This window comes from Vulcanococcus limneticus LL, assembly GCF_002252705.1.
GTDB lineage: Bacteria > Cyanobacteriota > Cyanobacteriia > PCC-6307 > Cyanobiaceae > Vulcanococcus > Vulcanococcus limneticus.
On the sequence record NZ_NQLA01000043.1, the window covers coordinates 1 to 23,474 of the forward strand.

Annotated in this window: 12 protein-coding genes; 9 read left to right on the forward strand and 3 right to left on the reverse strand. The window is 66.4% G+C overall.

Annotation, left to right across the window (positions count from 1 at the left end):
• Positions 1-146 precede the first annotated feature (146 nt).
• From CJZ98_RS13800 to CJZ98_RS13825, 6 genes are all read left to right on the forward strand, one after another.
• Positions 147-1,403 (forward strand): glycosyltransferase, encoded by a 1,257-nt coding sequence (locus tag CJZ98_RS13800; RefSeq protein WP_094591713.1) that lies wholly within the window; start codon positions 147-149, stop codon positions 1,401-1,403.
• 100 nt (positions 1,404-1,503) lie between these two features.
• Positions 1,504-6,360 carry a thioester reductase domain-containing protein gene (locus tag CJZ98_RS13805; protein ID WP_094591714.1) on the forward strand — a complete coding sequence of 1,619 codons (4,857 nt, stop codon included), beginning with the start codon at positions 1,504-1,506 and terminating at the stop codon, positions 6,358-6,360.
• Entirely contained in the window at positions 6,353-7,027 is a 675-nt protein-coding gene (locus tag CJZ98_RS13810; RefSeq protein ID WP_094591715.1) for a Rieske 2Fe-2S domain-containing protein, read from the forward strand. Before CJZ98_RS13805 ends, CJZ98_RS13810 begins: the two co-directional genes overlap by 8 nt.
• Positions 6,924-7,379: a hypothetical protein gene (locus CJZ98_RS13815; RefSeq protein WP_157911000.1), complete on the forward strand. Its 456-nt coding sequence runs from the start codon at positions 6,924-6,926 to the stop codon at positions 7,377-7,379. Before CJZ98_RS13810 ends, CJZ98_RS13815 begins: the two co-directional genes overlap by 104 nt.
• Before the next feature lie 14 nt (positions 7,380-7,393).
• Positions 7,394-13,924 carry a type I polyketide synthase gene (locus CJZ98_RS13820; protein WP_198537808.1) on the forward strand — a complete coding sequence of 2,177 codons (6,531 nt, stop codon included), beginning with the start codon at positions 7,394-7,396 and terminating at the stop codon, positions 13,922-13,924.
• A complete protein-coding gene (locus CJZ98_RS13825) occupies positions 13,921-15,171 on the forward strand; it encodes a glycosyltransferase family 4 protein (protein WP_094591718.1) in 1,251 nt (416 codons plus the stop codon). The genes CJZ98_RS13820 and CJZ98_RS13825 overlap by 4 nt, the downstream gene beginning before the upstream one ends.
• Here CJZ98_RS13825 and CJZ98_RS13830 read toward each other — a convergent pair.
• From CJZ98_RS13830 to CJZ98_RS18410, 3 genes are all read right to left on the reverse strand, one after another.
• On the reverse strand, positions 15,168-16,091 hold the full coding sequence (locus CJZ98_RS13830) for a DUF5672 family protein (protein WP_157911001.1): 924 nt from the start codon (positions 16,089-16,091) through the stop codon (positions 15,168-15,170). The genes CJZ98_RS13825 and CJZ98_RS13830 overlap by 4 nt on opposite strands.
• A gap of 20 nt (positions 16,092-16,111) precedes the next feature.
• Positions 16,112-16,798, reverse strand: a complete 687-nt coding sequence (locus CJZ98_RS13835) for a class I SAM-dependent methyltransferase (RefSeq protein WP_094591720.1) — start codon at positions 16,796-16,798, stop codon at positions 16,112-16,114.
• A gap of 70 nt (positions 16,799-16,868) precedes the next feature.
• Complete coding sequence (locus CJZ98_RS18410) at positions 16,869-17,615, reverse strand: sulfotransferase family protein (protein ID WP_157911002.1); 747 nt, start codon at positions 17,613-17,615, stop codon at positions 16,869-16,871.
• A 202-nt stretch (positions 17,616-17,817) separates the two neighbouring features.
• Between CJZ98_RS18410 and CJZ98_RS18415 the strand changes: the two genes are divergently transcribed.
• From CJZ98_RS18415 to CJZ98_RS13855, 3 genes are all read left to right on the forward strand, one after another.
• Positions 17,818-18,426, forward strand: coding sequence for a hypothetical protein (locus CJZ98_RS18415; RefSeq protein WP_157911003.1), 609 nt, complete (start codon positions 17,818-17,820; stop codon positions 18,424-18,426).
• Positions 18,427-18,455: 29 nt separating this feature from the next.
• Positions 18,456-21,128 (forward strand): glycosyltransferase, encoded by a 2,673-nt coding sequence (locus tag CJZ98_RS13850; RefSeq protein ID WP_094591723.1) that lies wholly within the window; start codon positions 18,456-18,458, stop codon positions 21,126-21,128.
• Positions 21,129-21,272: 144 nt separating this feature from the next.
• Complete coding sequence (locus CJZ98_RS13855) at positions 21,273-23,345, forward strand: acyltransferase family protein (RefSeq protein WP_157911004.1); 2,073 nt, start codon at positions 21,273-21,275, stop codon at positions 23,343-23,345.
• Positions 23,346-23,474: the final 129 nt, after the last annotated feature.

The following is a 23,474-nucleotide window of genomic DNA, read 5'->3' on the forward strand; positions in this document are numbered from 1 at the left end:
TCAGCTGTGGAGCCGATCGCCTGAGGTGCGCGGCCCACCCCAGCTACGCCGGGGTGGGAGTGCCGGGGGAATTACACCACTGAAGGGGACGCCAGCCAGCAGAAGGCCAAGCCTGCATACTCTAACAATCAGGGAAATCTCTTGTGATGGTAGCCAAGGCAGTCTTCTGGATCCTATTACTCCTCTTGGCCTGTCAGCAGTTGTCAGCGATACTATTCATAGTCAGATTACTCAATTTCAGGGCGCCATTGATTGGGAATGATCAAGCACGGCCCTGCACTGTGATTCTGTGCCTTCGTGGCGTCGATCCATTTCTGCGCGAATGTCTCATCGGCGTTATGAATCAAGACTATCCGGATTACCATGTACAGATTGTCATTGATCATCCATCAGATCCATCGCATGCGGTTGTCAAAGATGTCCTGGAGTCCACCGACTCATCAGCAAAAGCAACGATCCAGTTTCTGGATGAAGCGGCACATGGCCGCAGCCTAAAATGCAGTGCCTTGCTCCAAGCAGTCAATACATTAGAAGACCACGCTCATTTCATTGCCCTCCTCGATGCTGACACGGTACCCCATCGGACATGGCTGCGTGAATTAGCCACAGCTCTACAGCCAGACAGCATCGGTGTGGCGACTGGCAATCGCTGGTACACGCCAACATCGTTATCAGTTGGCACCAGAGTCCGCTATCTCTGGAATGCAGCTGCCGTTGTACTGATGTATTTGTTTCAGGTTCCATGGGGTGGCTCATTGGCAATTCGGTCTGAACTATTGCACAAATCTGATATCTTACAATGCTGGGATAAGTCCCTGGCCGAAGACGGAATGCTAGCCCGGATCGCGAATAGAAATCAATGGGGCGTGGCATTTGTACCTTCTCTCATGATGACTAATCGTGAAGACTGTAGCTACAGGGACTTTTTTCGCTGGTTGCAAAGACAGCTATCACTTGTGCGCCTCTACCATCAGGCATGGCCAGTTGTCTTGACCCATGGGGCGTTGACAACCGTTGCTCCAGCTGCTGCGCTCGCACTGATAGCCACATCAGCTGCCGCCAGAAACATGGTGTCTCTAGGGTGGAGCCTGTCGGGTCTTATCATTTATCAGATCGGTCTTTTCACCCTTTTGTTTCTGCTCGAATTTGCAGTGCATCGCATCAATCGCTATCGCGGAGATCGTGCAGACTGGATCAAATGGCACCAGCTGTGGAAGCTCCTTTGGCTCGTGCCTGTCACGCAGTTCACCTACGCCATCGCCTTGCTGCGCTCAATCAGACTGCGCACGGTACGTTGGCGTGGCATTGACTACGAAATCAGCGGTCCCTGGAACATTCGAATGACCAACTACCAACCCATCGGAGATCGTTCAGAGACAGGACGCGACCAAAGATCTCTGTAATCACAATAGCGCCGAAATCTGGTCCATGGGCTACGATGTCTTAGGCTGGCTTTTTCCGTCGAATTCCAGCCCTGGGCTGGCATGATTTCTGATTGTGGCCATGACTGAGGCTCTGACAGCCCTGCAGTTGGCCCTGTTGGCACGGCGCGCTGACGATGAGCGCCGGCTTCTCGGAGCTGAACCGATCGCGGTTGTGGGCATGGGCCTGCGCCTTCCCTCCGGTTCTGGTCAGGCCAATCTGGAGTCTCCGGAAGACTTCTGGGAGTTTCTGCTCGCAGGACTTGAGTCGATCGGCGAGGTGCCTCCAAGTCGCTGGTCGCTGGACCACTACTACGTCGCCAGCCCGGGCACCCCCGGCAAGATCCACTGCCGCCATGGCGCCTTTCTGGAGGGGGTGGACCAGTTCGATCCCGCTCGCTTCAGCATCTCCCCCCGGGAGGCCCAGGCCATCGACCCCCAGCACAGGCTGCTGCTGGAGGTGGCCCAGGAGGCGCTGGAGCGGGCGGCGCTGGGCGACAAGGCACTGCGTGGCCTGGCCGCCGGCGTGTATCTGGGGCTCTGCACCACGGATTACGCCTGGCGTCAGCTGCGAGCCGGCCTGCCCGATCAGGCCCTCGACATGTATTTCGCCACCGGCAACAGTTTTGCCATGGCGCCCGGTCGCCTGGCCCACACCCTGGGCCTGCAGGGGCCGGCGATGGCGGTGGATACGGCCTGCTCGTCATCCCTGGTGGCGGTGGACCTGGCCTGTCGCAGCCTGCGGGACCGCAGCACCGACCTGGCCCTCGCCGGCGGCGTGAGCCTGCTGTTGTCGCCTGTGAACAGTGTCTGTTTCGCGCACAGCGGCATGCTGGCCCCCGATGGCCATTGCAAGACCTTCGATGCCGCCGCCGACGGCTATGTGCGGGGCGAGGGCTGCGGCGTTGTGGTGCTCAAGCGGCTGGCAGATGCGCTCGCCGCCGGTGATCCAGTGCTGGCGGTGCTGCGGGGCAGTGGCGTCAACCAGGACGGTGCCAGCGCCGGTCTCACGGTGCCGAATGGCGAGGCCCAGGCGGCCCTGCTCGCACGAACCCTGCAGCAGGCCCAGCTGAAGGGCGGCCAGATCGACGTGCTGGAAGCCCATGGCACCGGCACTCCCCTGGGGGACCCGATCGAGCTCAGGGCCCTGGCCCCCATCTACGGCCGGCCGGAGCGCCGCGAGCCCCTGCGGCTGGGCTCCGTGAAGACGAACCTCGGCCACTTGGAGGGGGCCGCCGGCATCGCCGGCCTGATCAAGGCCGTGTTGATGGTGCAGCACGGCTGGATCCCGCCCCATCTGCATCTGCGCCAGCCCACCGCCCAGTTCAACTGGCAGGCCTGGTCCCTGCAGATTCCCACCCAGGCGGAGCCCTGGCCCCCCAGCCAGGAACCCCGGCGGGCCGCGGTGAGTTCCTTCGGCTTCAGCGGCACCAACGCCCACGTGCTGGTGGAGCAGGCCCCGGTGGATGCCACCCTGCCAGCCCCCCAGGCGGCAGCCCCCCTGGCCCAGCAGGACTGGCTGCTGCTCAGCGCCGGCAGTGAGGCCGCGCTGCTGCAGCTGGTGAGCCGCTGGCAGCTGTGGTTGCCAGAGCAACCGCCACAGGCCTGGCCGGCGATCTGTGCCACCAGCCGACTGGCACGCGCCCACCTGCGCTGGCGCCTGGCGCTGCCGGCCTGCTCAGCGGCCGCGGCCCTTGAGGCTCTGCAGCGGGGGCCCAGCATCCGCCAGGCGGCTGGCCAGGTCCCCCGGCTGGCCCTGGAACTCACCCCCCACAGCCACGAGGAGCACTGGCGGCACTGGCAGGGCTTCGGCCTCTCGCCCTCGGCCCTGGTGGTTCCCCCAGGCTGCGAGGCCCTGGCCCATGCCTTGACAGGGGATCCGCCCCAGCTGCGCTGGATCCCGGCCGGGCCGACGGCGGCCGGGGAGCTGCAGGACCATGGCTATGGCCGCTGCCTCCCCCTGGCTGAACCCCACCCCGACCAGCTGGTGCAGCTCTGGCTCGAGGGCCACGCGATCGACTGGGCACCCCTGGCTCCCCAGGGGCTGTGGCCCCGACAGGTGCTCCCCACCACGCCCTTCGACCGGGTGCGCTGCTGGCCTGACGAACAACCCCAGGCGCTGGATCCGGGGCCGGCCCTGGAGCACGAGCGGCAGTGGCGGCCCTTGGGATCTGACCTCAGCGCGGGACCCGTTGGCCGCCTGCTGGTGCTCGCCGGATCAGAGCAGCTGGTGAATCGGTTGGCGATCGCCCTCGAGGGGCCGGTGCTGCACTGTCCAAGCCTCGCTGACCTGGACCGCCGGCTGGATGAGGCCCAGGATCGCCCCAACGTGCTGCTGGCGGCTGGTCTGCAGACACCCGCTGACTCCCTCCTCGACCACGCTTTCTGGGACGCCTGGCTGCCCCTGCTGCAGGGGCTCACGGACCGGGCGGGGCAGCTGGGATGCGTGCACTGGGCCCTGACGGGGGAGCAGACAGCCATCGGCGAGGCCTTGGCGGCCCTGGCCCGTGGCTGGGCCCGGGAGGCGGGGGCCCAGGCCGGTGGCCTGCTCTGGTGCGGCCCCCAGGGAGAGGGGCTGGAGCCCCTGCTGGCCCGCCAGGTCGGGATGGGCGGCGGTGGGGAGTGGCGCAGCGGCATTGCGGGGGGGCTGGAGCAGGCCCAGGTGGTGGCGATCTCGGCGGAGCGCGGCGCCGGGCGGCAGGCCCCACCAGTCCTGCCAGCCACCGGTACCACCCTGATCACCGGTGGCCTGGGGGCGTTGGGCCTGGCGACCGCCCGGGAACTGCAGCGCCTGGGCTGTCACCACTTCACCCTGGTGGCGCGCCGTCCTCCCGGCCTGCTCCAGCGCCAGGCGATCGCGGCCCTGGAGCAGGCCGGGGCCGGCGTGGAGCTGGAGCTGCTGGATGTGAGCGACGGGGGCCAGGTGGATGCGCTCTTCGATCGCCTGGTGGCGGCAGGACGGCCCCTGGCCGGGATCATCCATGCCGCCGGGGTGCTCGATGACGGACTGCTCAGCAACCAGACCCCTGGGCGCTCTGCCGCCGTGGCCGCCCCCAAGGTGCTGGGGGGGCTGCATCTCGATCGCTGCAGCCGGCGCCTCGATCCAGCCTTCTTTGTGGTGTATTCCTCCCTGGCCGCGGCGATCGGCTCCCCCGGCCAGGTGCCCTACGGCGCCGCCAATGGTTTCCTGGATGGCTTGATCTTCCAGCGCCGTGCCCAGGGGCTTGCCGGCCTGGCGATCAACTGGGGCCCCTGGGCCGGTGAGGGCATGGCTGCCCAGGCCCCCGCAGGGGTGGAGCGGATCACGCCCCAGGAGGCCTTGGGCCTGCTGGGGACCTGGCTCCCCCGGGGTGGGCGCGTGGTGCTGGCCCGGCTGGAGGCCCCGGAGGAGTCGCACCGGTTGGCGGCGCCGTTGCAGGCCATGGCGGCGGCGTTGCAGGGGCTGGCTCCCGCCGACGCCCAGCGCTTGGTGGAGCAAACCCTGGCGGAGCTGCTCGCGGAACTCGGGGGCTTTGCGGCGCAGGAGCTCGATGCCAGCACCAGCCTCGACACCCTGGGGCTCGACTCGCTGATGGCCGTGGAGCTGGCCACGGCCGTGCAGGGCTCCCTGGGCGTGAGCCTGGGGCTGGGAGCCCTGGCCGGGAACCCCACCCTCGCCAGCCTGGCGTCCCACCTGCTGGTCCTTCTGCAGCACCCCGCCGCCGCCGCTGAGGCTCCGCCCCTGGATCTCGGCGTAGAGGCCGAGCTTCCCGCCGACCTGAAGGCCTGCTTGGCCGCCGCTCCTGCGCACACCCCATCCGGCCCCGCTGAGGCGGTGTTGGTCACCGGGGCCACGGGATTCCTGGGGGCCTTCCTGCTGGCCGACCAGCTGCAGCGCCATCCGTCCATGGACTTCCACTGCCTGGTGCGTGCCGACGGGGGGGAAGCGGCCAATGCACGGGTGCGGGCCAACCTGGAGCACTACGGCCTCTGGCGGGAGGCCTGGGCCAGCCGGCTTGTGGGGGTGCCGGGCGATCTGGCGGCGCCCCGCCTCGGCCTCGATGGCGCCAGCTGGGATGGGCTGGCCCGCCGGCTGGCTGGGGTCCTGCACAGCGGCGCCCAGCTCAGCTACGTGGCGCCCTATGGCCAGCTGCGCAGCGCCAATGTGGGCGGCACCCGCGAGCTGCTGAGGTTGGTCTGTGCCCCCCTGGCGGAGGGCCGCCCCGCCATGCCCCTGGAGTTCATCTCCAGCACCGCCGTGTACGAGGCGGCGGCCTACCGGGGCCAGAACCTGGATGAAAGCCAGGATCTGGAGGAATGGCGCGGCATCCATCTCGGCTATTCCCAGACCAAATGGGTGAGCGAGCGGCTGGTGTGGCACGCGGCCCAAGCGGGTCTGCCCGTGCGCCTGTATCGGCCGCCCCTGATCGCCGGCCACTCCCGCAGTGGGGCCTGGCATGAACAGGATTTTCTGCACCGTCTCGTGCGCGGTTGTCTGGCTTTGGGCCGGGCACCGGACCTGGACATGGAGCTCGATCTGGTGCCGGTCGACTACGTGACCGCCGCGGTCGGTGCCCTGGCCTGGTCACCCCCCAGCGCCGCTGGAGCGGCGGATGTGGTGCACCTGCACCATCCCCGGCCGCTGCTGTGGGCGGATCTGCTGGCGGGGTTGATCGCGCGGGGGGCACCCCTGGAAGCGATGCCGCTCGAGGGCTGGCTTCGAGCCCTGGCCCAGCAGCCCTCCAACCCGCTCTACCCCCTGCAGCCCTTCTTCACCCATCGCTGGGGGCCCGAGCAGCTCACCTATCTCCAGTTCCAGCAGCCTGGTGTCAGGGCACGGCCCCTTTGCGAGCGCAGCCGCTTGCGCCTGGAGGCCCTGGGGGTGAGCTGCCCCGGCTTCGACGCGCTGCTGGAGCCCTACAGCCGCACGTTCCTGGCGGATCTGCTGGCCCATGGCTGACGCCGCCTGCCGCTATCGCTCCGGTCTGCGTCACTGGCATCCACTGCTGCCCAGCCGGCGGCTCGGCCGCAGGCCCAGGCGACAGCTGCTCTGCGGACAAGCGCTGGTGCTGTTCCGCACGGCCTCCGGCCAGGCCGCCGCCCTGGCGGAGGTGTGCCCCCATCGGCGCATGTCCCTGGCCGCTGGCACGGTGCGGGGAGAGCAGTTGCTGTGTGCTTATCACGGCTGGCGTTTCGCTGCGGATGGGTCGATCAGCTGCCCGTTGATGCCGGCCGTCGCCCTGCAGCAGCAGGCCTTTCAGGTGCGCGAGGCCGATGGCCTGATCTGGGTGCGTCGGCCTGGGAAGAGCGAACAGCCCCATGAGGCCCCGCCCCTGCCCAGCTGGCCACGGGGAGACCTGCTGCCAGCGGGCCTTACCCTGCACACCGTGGCGGCACCGCTCGAGGTCACCCTCGACAACTTCACAGAGACCGAGCACACCACCACGATCCACCAGGTGTTCGGTTTCCGTGATCCAGCGGCGGTGACGCTGCGCCTGGAGCTGGAGCCGGCCAGCCACCAGGGTGTGGAACAGCGGCCCCCAGAAAGCCTTCCCCCGGCTGTTCGATGCCTTCATCGACATCCGCCCCCACGATCACTTCGCCAACGACTGGACCACCCGCTTTGATCCACCGCTCACGGTGTTCGAGCAGACCTGGCAGACCCAGGGCCGTGGGGGCTGGCGCCGACGCCGCTTCCGGCTGCGGGTGGTGGTGTTTTTCCTGCCGCTCAGCGACACCACCACCCAGCTCACCACCTTGCTCTATACCCCTCGGGTGTTGCCGGGACCCCTGCACGGCTGGCTGGCGGCGCCGATTGCCCGGGCGATCATGGCCTACGAGCTCAGGCTGGACGTGAAGGCGCTGGCCCAGCTGGCGGACCTCAACCCCGATCTCTGTGCCCGCACCTTGGGCCCCTTTGATCGGGTTCTGCTAGAAAATCGCCGGCGACTTCAGATGATCTATCTCGGGACCGAATGACGGGAGTACACCCTTTGGCATCCCCCGAACCGATTGCGATCATCGGCGTCGGTTGCCGTCTGCCTGGAGGTGTCAAGGACGCCGAAAGCTTCTGGGATCTCCTGCGGGAAGGGCGTGATGCCATTACAGAAGTGCCGCCCGAACGCTGGGATCTCACAAAGCACTTCGATCCCGACCCCCAGGCTCCTCTACGCCTGCACGTGAGCCAGGGCGGTTTCATCGACGGCATCGACCAGTTCGACCCGTCATTCTTTGGCATCACGCCGCGTGAAGCGGTGTGCATGGATCCGCAACAGCGGCTGCTCATGGAGGTGGCCTGGCAGACGCTTGAAGACGCCGGTCAGCCCCTTGATGGAATCCGCGGTCAGCAGGTGGGCGTGTTCATGGGCATCTCCAGCAGTGACTACAGCTCCCTGCTCTGGATATCGGAGGAGGACTTCGCGATTCCAGACAACGAACCATTTGTCCTTCCGGGCAACACTGGTTGCATCGCAGCCAACCGACTCTCCTATTTTTTCGATTTCAAAGGACCCAGCTTCACGGTAGACACGGCCTGTTCCAGCTCGCTGGTGGCCGTGCATCTGGCCTGCGAGAGTCTCTGGAGGGGCGAATGCAGTGCAGCCCTCGCCGGTGGCGTGCAGGCCCTGATTCAGCCTGCCATCCAGGGCATCTTCTGCAAGGCAGGTCTCCTCGCCCCCGACGGGCGCTGCAAGAGCTTTGATGCAGCGGCCAACGGCTACGTGCGCTCTGAGGGAGCCGGTGCCGTAATGCTCAAGCCCCTCAGCCGCGCCGAGGCCGATGGCGATGCCGTCTACGCCCTGATCCACGGCAGTGCCATGAATTCGGATGGACGCAGCAACGGCATGGTGGCGCCCAACCTCCGGGCCCAGGTGGCCTGCGTCCGGGCCGCCTTCGCGCGGGCCGGCATTGCCCCTGCCGCCACCCAGTATGTGGAGGCCCACGGCACAGGCACGCGCCAGGGCGATCCGATTGAGCTCCGGGCCCTCGGCACCGTCCTGGGCGAGGGCCGCGAGGAGAGCCGGCCCTGCCGGGTGGGGTCCGTGAAAACCAACCTGGGCCACTCTGAGACGGCAGCCGGCATCACAGGCCTGATCAAGGCCACCCTGTGCGTGCAGCACCGCCAGCTACCACCGAGCCTGCACTTCCGCACCCCCAATCCCTCGATCGATTTCCAGGGACTCAAGCTGCAGGTGCAGACGCGGCTGGAACCCTTCCCCGAGGTGGAGGCTCCGGCCGTGGTGGGAGTGAGTTCCTTCGGCTTCGGTGGCACCAATGCCCATGTGGTGCTGGGAGAGCCCCCCAGGCCAGCACCCAAACCCCGGTACGGCCGCCAGTTGCCGTTGCAACTGCTCACCCTGTCGGCCCGCACACCGGTAGCGCTGCAGGCCCAGGCACGCCAGCTGGCCGAGCACCTGCAGACCCACCCCCATCTGGATCTGGCCGATGTGTGCGCCACGGCCAACCAATGCCGCAGCCAGCTGGTGCAGCGGCTCACCTGCCTGGCAGGAGATCGCAGCACATTGATCTCCCAGCTGCAGGACACCGCCGAGATCCTGGATGCCGCCAAGGCCAGCGAGATTGCCGACGCCCAGCTGCCAACAGGGGTGGCCATGGCCCAGGCCTCACGCAACCCCGGCCGTCTCGCCTTCCTGTTCACCGGCCAGGGCTCCCAGTCCCTGGGCATGGCCCAGGAGTTGCATGAGCAGCATCCCGTGTTCCGGAACGCATTCGAGCGCTGCACGGCCGTACTCGACCCCTTGCTGGAGCAGCCCCTCGCCACCGTGCTGTTTCCTGCAGACCGCGACGCCGCAGAGGCCACGCAACGACTCAACCAGACGGGCCTGACACAGCCGGCCCTGTTTGTGGTGGGCTATGCCCTCAGTCAGCTCTGGCTGAGCTGGGGCATCGAGCCCGATCTCCTGCTCGGTCACAGCGTGGGCGAGGTGGTGGCCGCCCACCTCGCCGGTGTGTTCTCTCTGGAGGATGCCCTGCTGCTGATCGCCGCCCGGGGTCGTCTGATGCAGGCCCTGCCCTCCGATGGAGGCATGCTGGCCCTACCGGCTTCCCAGCAGGACGTGGAGAAGCTGGTCGCGCAGCTGCCAGGAGGGGACGCGCTGAGCTTTGCCGCGCTGAACGGCCCTGCCAACACCGTGGTCTCCGGTCCTCGCCCGCTGATGGAGGCCTTGGAGAAGATCGCCGCAGGCACAGGCCTGCGGACCACGCGACTGGCCGTCTCCCATGCTTTCCATTCGCCGGCCATGGCCCCGATGCTGGCCGAGTTCGAACAACAGCTGAGCCGCATCCGATTCAAGCCACCGACTCGCCTGCTGGTGAGCAACCTCACCGGACAACTGGCCGGACCGGAGATTGCCCAGCCCGATTACTGGTGTGAGCACATCCTCAATCCCGTGCGCTTTGCCAATGGCATCGCCACGGCAGCAGCGCAGGGAATCACCACCTTCCTGGAGCTCGGAGCACGTCCCACGCTGATCGGGATGGGTCGGCAATGCCTGCCTGATCCCCAGTTCAGCTGGTGGCCGAGCCTACGGTCTGGCATGTCCGATTGGCAGGTCCTGCTCACCAGCCTGGCGGGACTGCATCGGCAGGGTTATCCCATCGACTGGAAGGGTTTTCATCTCCCCTTCCCCCACCGCCGCATCCGCTTGCCCGGCTACCCCTTTCAGCGCCAGCGCTACTGGTGGGGCCGCCGAGGCGATGCAGGAAGCAGCGTATGGCTGGATCACATCAAGGGTCCGCAAGCTGGTGCCGGCCCCGAGCGCTCTCCAACAAGTAATCCGACAACCAACTGGTGCCCAGCCGGTGAACTCATCGCCGTGCCCCTGCCCGGGGGAGAAGAGCGCCGCTACCGCACCTGGCTGAGTGCTGAGGCTCCTGCTGACCTCGCCGACCACTGCATCCGCTCCCAGGTGGTTTTTCCAGCCGCAGGATTTATCACGCTGGCCCTGCAGGCCCTTGCCCAGGCTGATCGTCCCCTGATTCTCCAAGACCTGGAACTGGAGCGCCCCCTACGACTTGGCGATCACGAGAAAGGTGCCTACGAACTGCAACTCGTCGTGGGAGAGCACAGTATCGAATTCCACAGTCAGCCACTGAACGTTCAGCCGTCCATCACTCAGGGACAGAACCCTGCCGGACCGGCAGAGCCGTGGCAGCGCCATGGCCAGGCATCCCTGCCAGGGAGCCCCTCCGATGCCAACATCGTCAGCCATGGCCCGACGGATGGGCCGATCATCACCGTGGAGCGTCCCGAGGGAGCACAGACCGTGCCTCTGAGGCCCTTCTACGCAGCCCTGAGCTCCTACGGACTGGACTACGGACCGGGTTTCCAGGGGCTCGAAGAGCTGTGGCGGCATGAGCAAAAGGCCTGGGTCCGGCTGCAGCGTCCTCGGGGAGCAGGCGACTGGGCATTGCTGGATGCCTGCTTCCAGGCAGTGGCTGCAACCCTAGACCCGACGGCGGCCGCAGGCCAGCTGTTCCTGCCTGTAGGCCTGGAAGCGTTGTGGCTCGCCCGCGTGCCCCTGCCGGATCGGCTGCACTGCCAGGTTGAGCTGGCCAGCTGCGAGGAACCGGCCTTTGTTCAGGCACACCTGCTCCTCACCACGACAGAGGGGGATGGCCAGGAGACGATTGGCTGGATACGAGGTTTCCGCCTTCGCCGCCTGCCGCGCCAAGCACTCGATTGGCTGTTCCCCCTTCACACCGCACGCCAACACAGGAACCCCGGCGTGCCCGCGTACCAGCCATGGCTGGTGCGCACGCAGTGGCAGGCCTGCACGGACGGAGTGCCTGGTGTCATCTCAGTTGCCCAGCAGCCGCTGGAACACCCGCCCGCAGATGTTGAGCTGATCTGGCCTGATCCCAAAGTCGCATCACTGAATAGCGAGCTGGCCAACTTACTGACCCTGAGCCAACAGGGGAACAAAACCATCTGGCTCGCGCTCGAAGGCGATGGAGAACTGCAGGGGGCGCTGGCAGGTTTCGCGCGCACAGCCGCCCTGGAGCAACCGAAGAGGCAGTGGTTCACGTTGCACCTGCCACCGGAAGCCAAAGCCGGCGGTCTCGCCATTCCCTGGAGCCAGATCACTGATCTGGCTGCCTCTGAACCGATGCTGGCTTTCGATGGCCGGCAGCTCTGGCGTCGCCGTATTCAGCCGCTACCTCCGGCCCGCTTCCGCATCGTGACACAGGAGTTTGGACTGCTTGAAAGTCTGCAGGCCCAGCCATGGCCATCGGAGAAGCCGGCACCCGGCGAAGTTGAGGTGAACGTAGAGGCCACAGGACTCAATTTCCGCGATGTCCTCAATGCCCTAGGACTGCTGCGAAGCTACAGCCGGGAGCTAGGGCTCGATGATGCAGCCCAAGTGCCTTTCGGCGGGGAATGCGTAGGAACGGTCAGCGCTGTAGGCGAAGGCGTGGATCCGATGCTGCTGGGACAGCGGGTTTTAGCAGCACTCGCCGTCGGCAGCCTTGCCAGCCATGTCCTATGCCGAGCCGAGCTATGTATACCGCTACCCGAAGAAATCACCCCTGAGGTAGGCGCCAGCCTAAGCACAGCTTTTCTCACTGCGCTCTATGGCCTGGAGACATTGGCCGACCTACAGCCCGGTGAAACGGTGTTGATTCACGCCGCAGCCGGCGGCGTGGGCCAAGCAGCGGTGCAGGTTGCCCTACGCAAGGGGGCACGCGTCTACGCGACGGCAAGCCGCGAAAAGAAGGCATTGCTACTGGAACAGGGATGTGCCGAGGTTTTCAACTCACGCTCCCTGAGCTTCGCCGAGAAGATCCGCAATGCCACGGGCGGGCAAGGCGTTGACGTTGTGCTGAACAGCCTCAAAGGGGAATGGGTGGATGCCAGCTTCGCCACGTTGGCTGAAGGTGGCCGCTTTGTGGAACTAGGAAAAATTGATATCTGGACACGGGAACAGGCCCAACAAAGGCGTCCAGATGCCCGCTACCTCCCGTTTGACCTCCTGGAAGTGGCAGCTGCTCAGCCCCAGCTTGTCCGAGATCTTCTGGTCACCATCATGGAGGACTTCAGAACAGGCGCTTATCAGCCCCTGCCGCTCCAAGTGCTATCGATCGAGCAGAGTGTCGATGCCTTCCGCCTCATGGCTCAGGCACGCCATGTGGGCAAGGTGGTCATTCGCCAACCGGATCGAATGACGAAGACCATTGACATCGGAAGCCTGGCCATTAGAGAAGATGCCACATACCTTGTGACCGGGGCTTTTGGCGGCATCGGCTTGCAGTTGTTACCTTGGCTAGCCGATCAAGGTGCTCGGTCACTGCTGCTCATCTCGCGTTCCGCCGATACCCCCAGTCCAGAGGCTGAAGAAATCCTCACTGCATTGACAGCGCGAGGAGTAAGGTATACGCGATTGGCCATCAATCTTGCCACGCAAGACCCTCAGGCAGACCAAGCCAGTTCACCACTGGTCAAGGCCCTGATGGCACTGCCGATCGAGCGCCCACTGCGTGGCATTTTTCATGCCGCTGGCATCATCGACGACGCAGCACTCCCCGAGCAGACGCCTGAGCGCCTTGAACATACAATAGCGCCAAAGTTGAAGGGTTGGCAGAATCTCAAGGCTGCACTTCAAGCATCGGACCAAGATCCGGAGTTAGTTGTACAATTTTCATCGATGGCGTCCCTACTCGGCTCTCCTGGGCAGGCGGCCTACACGGCAGCCAATGCAGCCCTGGATTCAGCCATGGAAATCGAAGCCCGTCCCGGCTGGATGTCTCTGCAGTGGGGTCCCTGGCAGGGAGCTGGGATGGCGGGAACTTTGGAGCAGTGGCAGAGAGATCGACTACAGCTTCTGGGAATCGAGCTCTTGAAGCCTGATCTCGCTCTCCAGGCATTAGGCGACCTTATCCAGCGAGGTGCCTATGGATCCATTGGGATTCTCGATGTGGACTGGCAACGCCTGAGCCAGCAGCTCGGACATCGCAATGGCGCGCCCCTAGAAGTGATCAGAGCAGCTCAGGCAACCGCAGCCCAATCTGAATCAGAAGACCCATCGGGACAGCCAGTCTTTGTCGGCATACTCGCCAACCTCCCCGGAGCTGAACGACCATTGGCCCTTCAGGCCATGGTTCAACAGCAGCTGGCAAAGGTAATGGGCATATCTGAGCCCAGCCAGATCGATCCCTGCGAACCCCTATTCAATCTAGGCCTCGACTCACTGATGGCCCTTGAACTCATGGTGCTTATCGAGAAGAATCTGGGGATCACCCTAACCGAATCACTAGTTTTTGAGCATCCCACCATTGAAGACCTTTGCAAGCACTTCCTTGCAGAGCTTTTTGCGGAGCCTTTCACCAACCAGGGACCTGCTACACAAAATCCCGAACCTAAAGTCATGCCCGAGGCGACTGGCCAGCCCGAGAACGACGGCGAAGACACCATCGAATGGGGCAACAAGGTTGACGAGGTCAGGAATCTAGACCCAGCCTCCATCTACAATGAGCTAATCCTTTCGAGAGACTCTTCACAGCCTTGAATATTCTCTTCATCCATCAGAACTTTCCCGGTCAATACAAGCACATCGTGCTGGCCCTGGCGGCCCAGGGTGGCCACCAACTGGTGGCTCTGGGCATAGAGCCCGCCTGGAAGGCGTTGCCCAATGGCGTGGCGTATGTGCAATACCCGATCCAGCGCGGCACCACCCCAGGGATCCAGCCCTGGGTTCAGGACCTCGAAACCAAGGCGATTCGCGGCGAGGCCTGTGCCGCCGCTGCCCATGGTCTGAAAGTTCAGGGTTTTCAGCCCGATCTGATCTGCGGCCACCCCGGCTGGGGCGAGATGCTCTTCCTGCGTGACCTCTGGCCTGATGTGCCGATCCTCACCTACCAGGAATTCTTCTATCAGCTTCAGGGCTTTGATTCCTGTTTTGATCCCGAACTGCAGCCGCAGCCCGACTGGCAGGCCGCGGCCCGGATTCGCCTCAAGGGCGTGAACCCCACGCTCAGCCTGGAGGCCAGCAGCTGGTGCATCACGCCCACGGCCTTCCAGCGCAGCAGCTTCCCCGCCATCTGGCAGCCCCGCATCAGCGTGATCCACGATGGCGTGAACACCGCCGCGATCCAGCCCAACCCAGAGGCGCCCCCATTGCAGCTGCCCGATGGCACCACCCTGCGCCAGGGCGATCCGATCGTGACCTTCGTGAACCGGCGCATCGAGCCCTACCGCGGCTGCCACACGATGATCCGCTCCATCCCCGAGCTGCAGCGCCTGGCGCCCGAGGCCAGGCTGGTGATCGTGGGCGAAGCCACCGGCGTGAGCTACGGCTCCCCCTGCCCCAACGGCGAGTGGAAAGACCACTTCCTGGCCGAAATCGAGGGCCAGTTCGATCCCTCCCGCGTGCACTTCACCGGCAGCCTCGATTACCGAGTGTTCATCCACCTGTTCCAGCTCAGCGCGGCCCATGTGTATCTCACCTATCCCTTCGTGTTGAGCTGGAGCCTGCTGGAGGCGATGGCCTGCGGCTGCGCCGTGGTGGGCTCGGCCACCGCACCGGTGCAGGAGGTGATCCGCCACGGCCACAACGGCCTGCTGGTGGACTTCTTCAAGCCGGGCGACCTGGCAGCCGCGGTGGCCGAGCTGCTGGCCAACCGCCCCCTGGCCCAGCGCCTCGGCACCGAAGCACGCCAGACGGTGCAGACTTCCTACAGCTTGGAGCGCTGCCTGCCGCGGCAGCTGGCGCTGATGTCGCTGGTGGGCAACCGCGCCATCGGCGCCGACCGCTAAGCCTTCGGCAGCAGGGCCAGCGTGGCGACCGTGAGCGCCAGCACCTGCTGCAGATGGCGCTCATACAGCTCAGCCACCTGGCCGGCCTCCAAGTAGCGCCAGGCCGCATGAGCGCCAGCGCTGAGCTGGTAGGCGGTTTCGCAGGAGAACCGCTCCACCACAGCCAGCGGAGCTGGGTTGACGACGTGGCGGGCCAGGTGGCGGGCGAAGAAGATGTCTTCCGGTTCCTCGGGCGGGGAGTCGCCGGCCTCCAGCTCGCAGATGCGCTGCATCAGGCGCGGGTCGCGGATCGAGAGGCCGCCGTTGCCGTTCACCAGCCCCTCAGGCACGGTGCCGCAGAGCCGTACGGTTTCCCACTGGGGTGCGGTGCGCTCCAGATCCGGCCCGTAGCGGGGGAAAGAACGGGAGAGGAATCGGCCTTTGGCCCAGGGGGAGCCCACATACCCATAGGCGAAGGCCACCGGATCGGGCGGCTCGATCAACAGCGTATCGGTCTGCACGATCAGCAGGCGCGCGGCCTGAAACAGGCCCCAGAAGTCGGCGTCCTTGAGCAACGTGTTGTAGGCCAGCCAGCTGTAGGTGTCGGCCTCGTCCACCTGCAGCCCCACCACCTGCACCCAGGCCTCCAGGCCGGCAAAGAGAGCCTGGCAGCGCTCCAGGGAGGCCGGTGCCGTCACCAGCGTGAGCCGCCAGCGCAGCCGGCCCATCAGCAGCGTGTTCAGCACCGTGAAGCGCAGCAGCGGCGTGGGCCGGTCGTCCACGATCAGGGCCAGCACCGCCGGATCCAGGCGGCCGCGCACCTCCGGCAGCTGGGCCAGGGCCGGCAGATGCTGGGCCCAGGGCTCCAGGAAACTGTTCAGCACAAGGGCGCCATGGGCCTCGAACATCGCAATGCGATAGGCCTCCAGCTGCCGGCTCAAGCTGGGCTGCACAGACGCACTCATCGTCCCGGCCGATACGCCACCATCACCTGGCCGCGGGGATGGTGCCAGTCGCCGATGTACTCCGGCTCGTAACCCTGCTCGCGGCCGAAGGCCTCCATCTGGGCGCGGGTGTAGGCGAAGTAGCCGTGGTCATGGGGTGCCCCCGGGTTGGGCCGCGCCTCGGCCACCTCGTGGAACGTGGCGTAGAACACCCCCTCGGGCTGCAGCCAGGGCCGCAGGCGGGCCAGGCAGCGGCCGATCAGCCGCGGCGGCAGGTGGGTGAACAGCGACTGGGCGATCGCCACATCCACAGGCTGACGCAGGCGCCAGACGCGGAAATTGCCGTCATGGAGGAGGCGGGGCCGCTTCTCCTGCCGGAGGCCCGGCGGCAGCTCCCGCTCCAGCCCCGCCCGGATCAGGCTGCGCTCCTTCTCGATGCCGAGGTAGTGACCCGGCTCCAGGTAGGGAATCGCCTTCACCCCCAGCCGCAGGGCGCCGCAGGCGATATCCAGCAGGTAGTGCTCCGGCCGCAGGCCCCGGGCCACCAGAAAGTCGAACTGGAGCTGGCCGATCTCCTCCCAGTGGCCCCCCACATACTCCCGGTGGCCCCGCAGCCGAACGCCGCGCTGGCCATGGGGATCCAGCGTTGCGAAGCTCGGATCCCAGCCCAGCCGCCGGCGCAGTGCGTCGAACAGGGGGCTCATCCAGGGACGCACAAGGGTTCAAGGAGCTTACGCGGACCCGTCCTGGGGCCCTTTCTGGGGCACGGCCAGCTCAGGGCCAGCCCAGGCCGTAGCGCTGCGCCATCGCCGCGTACGTGGGTTCCAGCTGCTGACGAAGGGACTGCCGCAAGGCCGGATCCACCCCACGCGCCTCCCCCTGGCCGGCGTTCTCCACCGGCAGCTGGGCCGGCAGCGGCACCGCATCCAGCTCCAGGAAGGCCAGCAGCTGCCGCCAGAGCGGCTCAGGGTCGCTGAAGAAGTCTTCACTGCGCAGGATCAGCAGCTGCTCGGCGGGAAACAGGGCCTCGTAGCGGGCCAGCTGCTGCTCGTAGCGGCTGCGGCTCAGGTAGCTGTGCACCTGGTGGGAGTGGTGCTCCGCAAGCCCCGCCAGCAGCTGGCCCTCAGCGCCGGCCAGGCGCCCGGCCTCGGCAGCCAGGGCCTGCTCCGGCGGCAGGGGCTCCAGGCCGAGCCGGATCGAGTGGAACAGCCCCGAGAGGGCCCGCTCCACCGGATCCCGCAGCAGCACCACCAGCCGGGCCTGCGGCAGTGCCCGCTGCAGCCGCTCGGGCACGGCGGGGTGGAACAGGTAGTAGGGGGTGATGTCGCCGCAGAGCTGGTGCGGGCTGGCCCCTGCGTAGTGCCGGCTGTACCACTCCGCGCCACGGCCGTGGTGCAGGCTGAAGAACTGGACCTCCTTCACAGGCGGCAGGAACACGCCGGGATGGTCGGCCAGCAGCCGCTGCAGGCTGGTGGTGCCGCCCTTCTGGGTGCCGAGGCCAATGAACGCAGGCAGCCGCACCCCTGTGCATCCCTCGCAGGGACCAGACCTTACCGCCAGGGTCAGCGGCTGACGTGCTGGGGACCACCCGCGACCAGGCCACACTCGGCTAACCCTGGGTACGTCTGCCAAGGATCCCCTCGCCTGAGATCTCCTCGCAACGGATCCCCTCGCAACTGAACCCCCTCGCCACGGATCCCCTCGCCCTGGAGGCCGCTTAACCATGATTGTGGCCGATTCCTTCCTCTGGCTGCACCTGCCCAAGACCGGCGGCACCTCGATGAACCGCCTGTTCCTGGACCGCGCCATCCCGAACATCGCCGTGGACCCCGACGACGTGCCCGCCAAGCACGACTCGGTACCCCTGCGCGAGGGGCGGGGCGACTGGAGGGCCGGCGGCCGCCGCCGCTTCATCACCGCCCGCCGCCTGACCGACTGGCTGGTGAGCGACTGGCAGCACAAGCGCCGCCACATGGGCCTGCCCGACCTCGACTTTGCCCCAGTGCGCAGCGGCCTCAGCTACTCGCTGCGGCTGGGGGGCACCTGGGTGGCCGCCGACTGGTGGCTGCAGTACTTCGAGGTGGATGCGCGGGTCACAGCCCTGCGGCTCGAACACCTGGCCACGGATCTGAACCGGAACCTGCTGCCCCTGCTCCCGGCGGGGACCGCCGCCTTCAGCCAGCTCCCACGCGAGAACAGCCGGCCCGCCGGGAGCCAGGCGCCCAGCTTCACGGCCGCCGACCTGGAGCGGATCGCCGCCGCGAACCCGCGCTGGAGTGCCTGGGAGCGGCAGGTGTACGGCCCAGCGGAGCATCCCGGGCAGCTTCCGTAGGCTGGGCGGCTTCGCCTCACCCCCACGGCATGGCCGGCACGCCCCAGACCCTGATCCTGGTGGTGGGGATGCACCGCAGCGGCACCTCGCTGCTGGGGTCCCTGCTGCCCCAGGTGGGGGTTCCCATGCCGGGTGAGCTGATCGGCGCGGATCACCACAACCCTGAGGGCTACTTCGAGCGCAGCGACATCACCGCCCTGCAGGAGCAGCTGCTGCTTGACCTGGACCGCTGGTGGCCCAGTCAGAAGGGCGTGCTGCCCCTGCCGCTGAACTGGCGCGACCACCCCGCCAGTGAGCAGGCGGTGGAGCAGCTGCACGCGTTGCTGGCCGGCGAGATGGCTCGCCACAGCGGCCCCTGGGCGATCAAGGATCCCCGCACCAGCCTGCTGCTGCCCCTCTGGCGGCGGGTGGCGCACGACCTGGGCCTGCCCCTGAAGGTGGTGCTCTGCCTGCGGGATCCCAAGGAGGTGTCCACCTCGCTGCTGCGCCGCGACCGCCTGAGCGCCGGCATGACCGCCTGGCGGGCCCAGCAGCTCTGGTGGCGCCACACCCTGCAGGCCCTGCTCGACAGCCAGGGCCTGCCCCTGCATCCCCTGCACTACGGCCGTTGGTTCGAGCGCTCGGGCCAGGGCGGCCCCGAACGCCAGCTGCAAGAACTGGTGCGGTTCTGCCGGGGCACCGACCCCAGCCCCGAGGAGACCCGCCTCGCCCTGGCCCAGGTGCGCCCCGAACATCGCCGCAGCCTGCGCAGCCTGCGGCGACTGGTGCCGATCCATCCCCGCCTGCGGCGACTGGAGCGCCAGCTGCTGGCCGTGGCCGATGGCCAGCTGGAGCGCGGCGCCCTGGAGGCGGAGCTGGCCAGCGCACCCCTTCCGATCGCCCTGCCCCTGGCGGCGCTGCGCCACGGCCCGGGGGCCGGTGCAGTCGCCGGAGCACCGGGGGACGACGCCGGCCCCGATCCCGCGAGCCATCCCTGGGGGGCGGCCGCTCTGGCACTGCACGGCCAGCACCAGGCCCTGGGTCGAAGCCAGCTGGTGAACTGGTGCCAGTGGAGCGGCCCCACCGCCATCGACCAGGCCTACCTGGCGGCCGCCCCTGCCTCGGCCTTCCCCCTGCTGCAGTCGCCGCCGGATCCCGGCGCAGCGACGACCACCGACAGACCGGCCGCTGGCCGGATCCTGGTCTGGGGAAGGGACTGGACGTCCTGGCCGCTGCAGGCCTGGCTTCAACACCTGCCGCTGGCTCTGAACCCCAGGACCTGGCAGCTGCTCCAGGGCCTGGAGCCGCTGGAACTCCCAGCCGCCGACAGCCCGGAGCGTCGAGGCTGGCTGGGGCTTCATCTCCAGTCCCTGGAACAGAGCACCGCCCAGGGGCAGCTGGAGCGCCTGACACGGCTGGAGCTGGTGTTCGACCCTGATCCCACCCAGGTGGGTCTGCTGCGGCGCCTAGGAGTGCGGGCCTGCCGGCTGACCACGGGCCAGACGAATGGCTGGCTGGACCAACCCGGGGATGGGGAGGCCATCAGCCAGCAACTGGGCCTGCCAGCACCAGAAAGCCTCACGGGGGTAGGTGGACAGCTCCTCTGCCTCGGTAGCGGCGGCGAAGACTGGGAACGCCAGCTCCAACCTCCCTGCTGGGGACTTCCCGGCTTCGATCGGCTGCGGCTGGACGGCCCCGAACAGGCGCGACTGCTGGCGGCCTGGCTGCAGGCCTGCAACACCATCGGCTTGCAGCTGGTGCGCCTGCACCCCAGCCGCGAGGAGCTGGACCTGTGGGGCTGGACCCTCCTGCGGCCACCCGATGCCCCCCCGGCTGGCTGGCTTCCCCCCCAGACCTTCCGCGGCGAGATCAGCATCCCCTCCCTGCAGGCGGAGCTGGCCTGGCGGCAGGCCGGCTATCCAGCACCGGAGCCCTGCCACACGCCCACCCCAGCCGCCGAGAGCCTCTGGGAGCAGGGTGATGGCCTGGCCGAGGCCGCCGTCTGCATCAGCCTGCACAACTACGGCGACCGCATCGAGGCCGCCCTCGACAGCGTGCGCCAGCAGAGCCTCGTCGCCCTGGAGCTGGTGGTGGTGGACGACGCCTCGAGCGACGGCGGCGAGCGGCGCGTGCTGGCCTGGCTGGAGCGCCACGGCCAGCGCTTCACCCGCAGCCTGCTGCTGCGCCACCCGGGCAATGCGGGCCTGGCCGCCGCCCGCAACACGGCCTTCGCCGCCGCTCGGTCACCCTGGTGCTTCGTGCTCGACGCCGACAACACGCTGCTGCCCGAGGCGGTGACCCAATGCCTGCGGGTGGCCCGCTCAGCACCGGCAACGGCCGCCGTGGTGCACCCGCTGGTGGAGGTGGTTACCGAAGAAACAGCGGTCGGGCGCGGCAGTGCGATCGAGCCCCTGAGTTGGCAGCGCAATCACTTCCTCGCCAACAACGTGATCGACGCCATGGCCCTGGTACGCCGCCAGGCCTGGGAGCAGGTGGGCGGCTACACCCACATCCCCGGTGGCTGGGAGGACTACGACTTCTGGTGCCAGCTGATCGATGCCGGCTTCCACGGCGTGCTCTGCCCCCAGCGGCTGGCCCGGTACCACTGCCATGGCGACTCCATGCTGGCCAGGGGAACCAACCAGCAGGTGCGACGCCTGAGCCGCCTGCTCCAGGCCCGGCACCCCTGGCTGCAGCTGCCCATGGCCGAACCCGGGGCCTGAGGGCAGCGCCCCGCAGCCCCAGGCCCGCGGCGGTGGGAATCAGTGGATTGCACGCACAATGAATGAGCGGCAAGGCCAGGATGCAGACAGCGCCTGACCAGGGCCGTCAGTGCGACAATGGCGCCTCCTTGGCCTCACAGCTGGATGGAGCCAGGCAGCACCAAGCGGGGCGTTTACGGCTACATCCCAGAGATAGACGGCCTGAGAGCCGCTGCTGTACTTGCTGTCTTCATCAACCACCTGCACTCCCACTGGCTGCCGGGAGGCTTTGTAGGAGTTGATGTATTTTTTGTGATTTCAGGCTATGTCGTCAGCAAATCACTGATGACGGCCGAATATCACTCACCCGCCAGATATCTGGGCGCTTTCTACGCGCGCAGAGTCCTCAGGATCCTGCCGGCACTGCTTGCCTGCCTGCTGGTCACCACCTTCTTCACAATACTGTTCATTCCCCAATCCTGGCTCAGTGAATCAATTCCAATAACGGGCCAGTGGGCCATCTTTGGGGCCGCGAATATTGCCCTGATTAATACGACAGATGGATATTTTGCCCCCAGGGCCGAGTTCAACCCCTTCACCCACACGTGGTCCCTGGGCGTAGAAGAGCAATTTTACCTGCTGTTTCCGATCATCTTTCTCCTCTGGATGCGGCATAGAGGATCCAAGGACATCTGGATTCGGCGTTGTACGACATTGCTGCTGCCGGCGCTGCTCATCGCTTCACTGGTTACGGCCGTCTGGCTGTGCCGCACCGCACCGGATCGTGGCTTCTACAGCCTCCTGAGCCGCTTCTGGGAGCTGGCAGCCGGTGCCCTGCTCTATCAATGGCATGTGGGCAGGCCGCAGCACAGGGTCACTCCTCCGCAAACTTCGAGCTGGTTACACCAGGCCCTTCCACTCCTTGGCGTCGTACTGATTGGAGTGAGCTTCGTGGCCTGTCAACCCGACAAGATTCCCATGCCCATGGGCCTGTTGCCCGTTGCAGGCACACTGGCACTGATTCACGTCACCGGTGGAGGGAGTCGGCCGGTTCGCTGGCTCAGCCAGATTCTCGCCCACCCCACAGCACGCCAGCTGGGGCTGATCTCTTACTCCCTCTATCTCTGGCATTGGCCTGTGATCGTGCTGATGCGCTGGACTGTTGGCCTGCGGAGCGCGGTCACCCTCGCGACCGCCGTGGGGCTTTCCCTGGGCCTGGCTCTGGCCTCCTACTACTGGCTGGAATCTCCGATACGCACCAGTGCGTTCCTTCGCCGTGCCCCCAACCTCAGCAAGATCGGCATGGGCATGGCAGCCGCCTGGGCCAGTCTGCTGGGGACCACCAGTGCCTTTGCCCACCAGGCGTCCCTCACCCTGTCCGTAACCCGTGATCGACAGGTCTGGGCGCCATCGGCGGCGTGGTCGCCGCCACCACCACGCACCGCGCAGCCTGGATCCAGCGAGGTCCCCAGACAGATTCTGAAAGGCCGCAGGATCTTTGTAGCAGGCAACTCCCATGCTGGTGCCTACGAAGGAATGCTATCGCGCGTTCGCCATTCGACAGGCCTAGATTACTCCATCTCCATGGATATCAAGTGCCCCGTTGGCAGGGTGAGAGTTCCCCTCCGCAACCTTGAGGGCTGCACAGCCGCGCAGGATACGTTCCTGGCACATCTGAAAAAGGAGGCCAGGCCCGGGGATCTCGTCTTTTTCGCCTCCCTCCGAGTACCGCGTTTCAGAGATCAGTGGACCAAGCTTGAGAGCGAAGCATCCCTCCTCAAGGACGTCACCAGCCCATCGGCAGCCGAGTATCGCCGCCAAGGTCGCCTGGAGACAGAAGAGCTGATCGATCGCATCAAGGCCATGGGCCTGCATGTGCTGATTGATCTTCCCAAGCCCTGGTTCAAGACACCTCCCTTCCGCTGCTCCGATTGGTTCAATCGGTCCCATCCCATCTGTGCGGCGGGCTTCCAAACGGATCCGAAGGTTCTGCAGAAACTGAGGGCTCCGATCGTGGCGGAGATCCTGGCCATGCGGGTTCGCCACCCCGATCTGGTGATCTGGGATCCCTTCCCTCGCCTCTGCCCCTCAAGTCCTTGCCAGGCCTTCGCGGACGGCAAGCCGCTGTTCTTCGACGGCGATCACCTCAGTGGCTTTGGCAACGAGACGCTCTACACCGATTTCCTGGGGGTGCTGGCCAACGTGTGGCCCGAGTCGTTGCGCCATAGCACTCCCTAATTGCACCTGCATAACCAGGGCACAACCTCTAGGGAGACCCTGGAAAACCCAGGCCATCCGCGCGACAATGGCTCAGTGATCACAGGCAAGGACTGGGTTGATGGGCGGCAAGCAGCTCGGTTTCTCGGA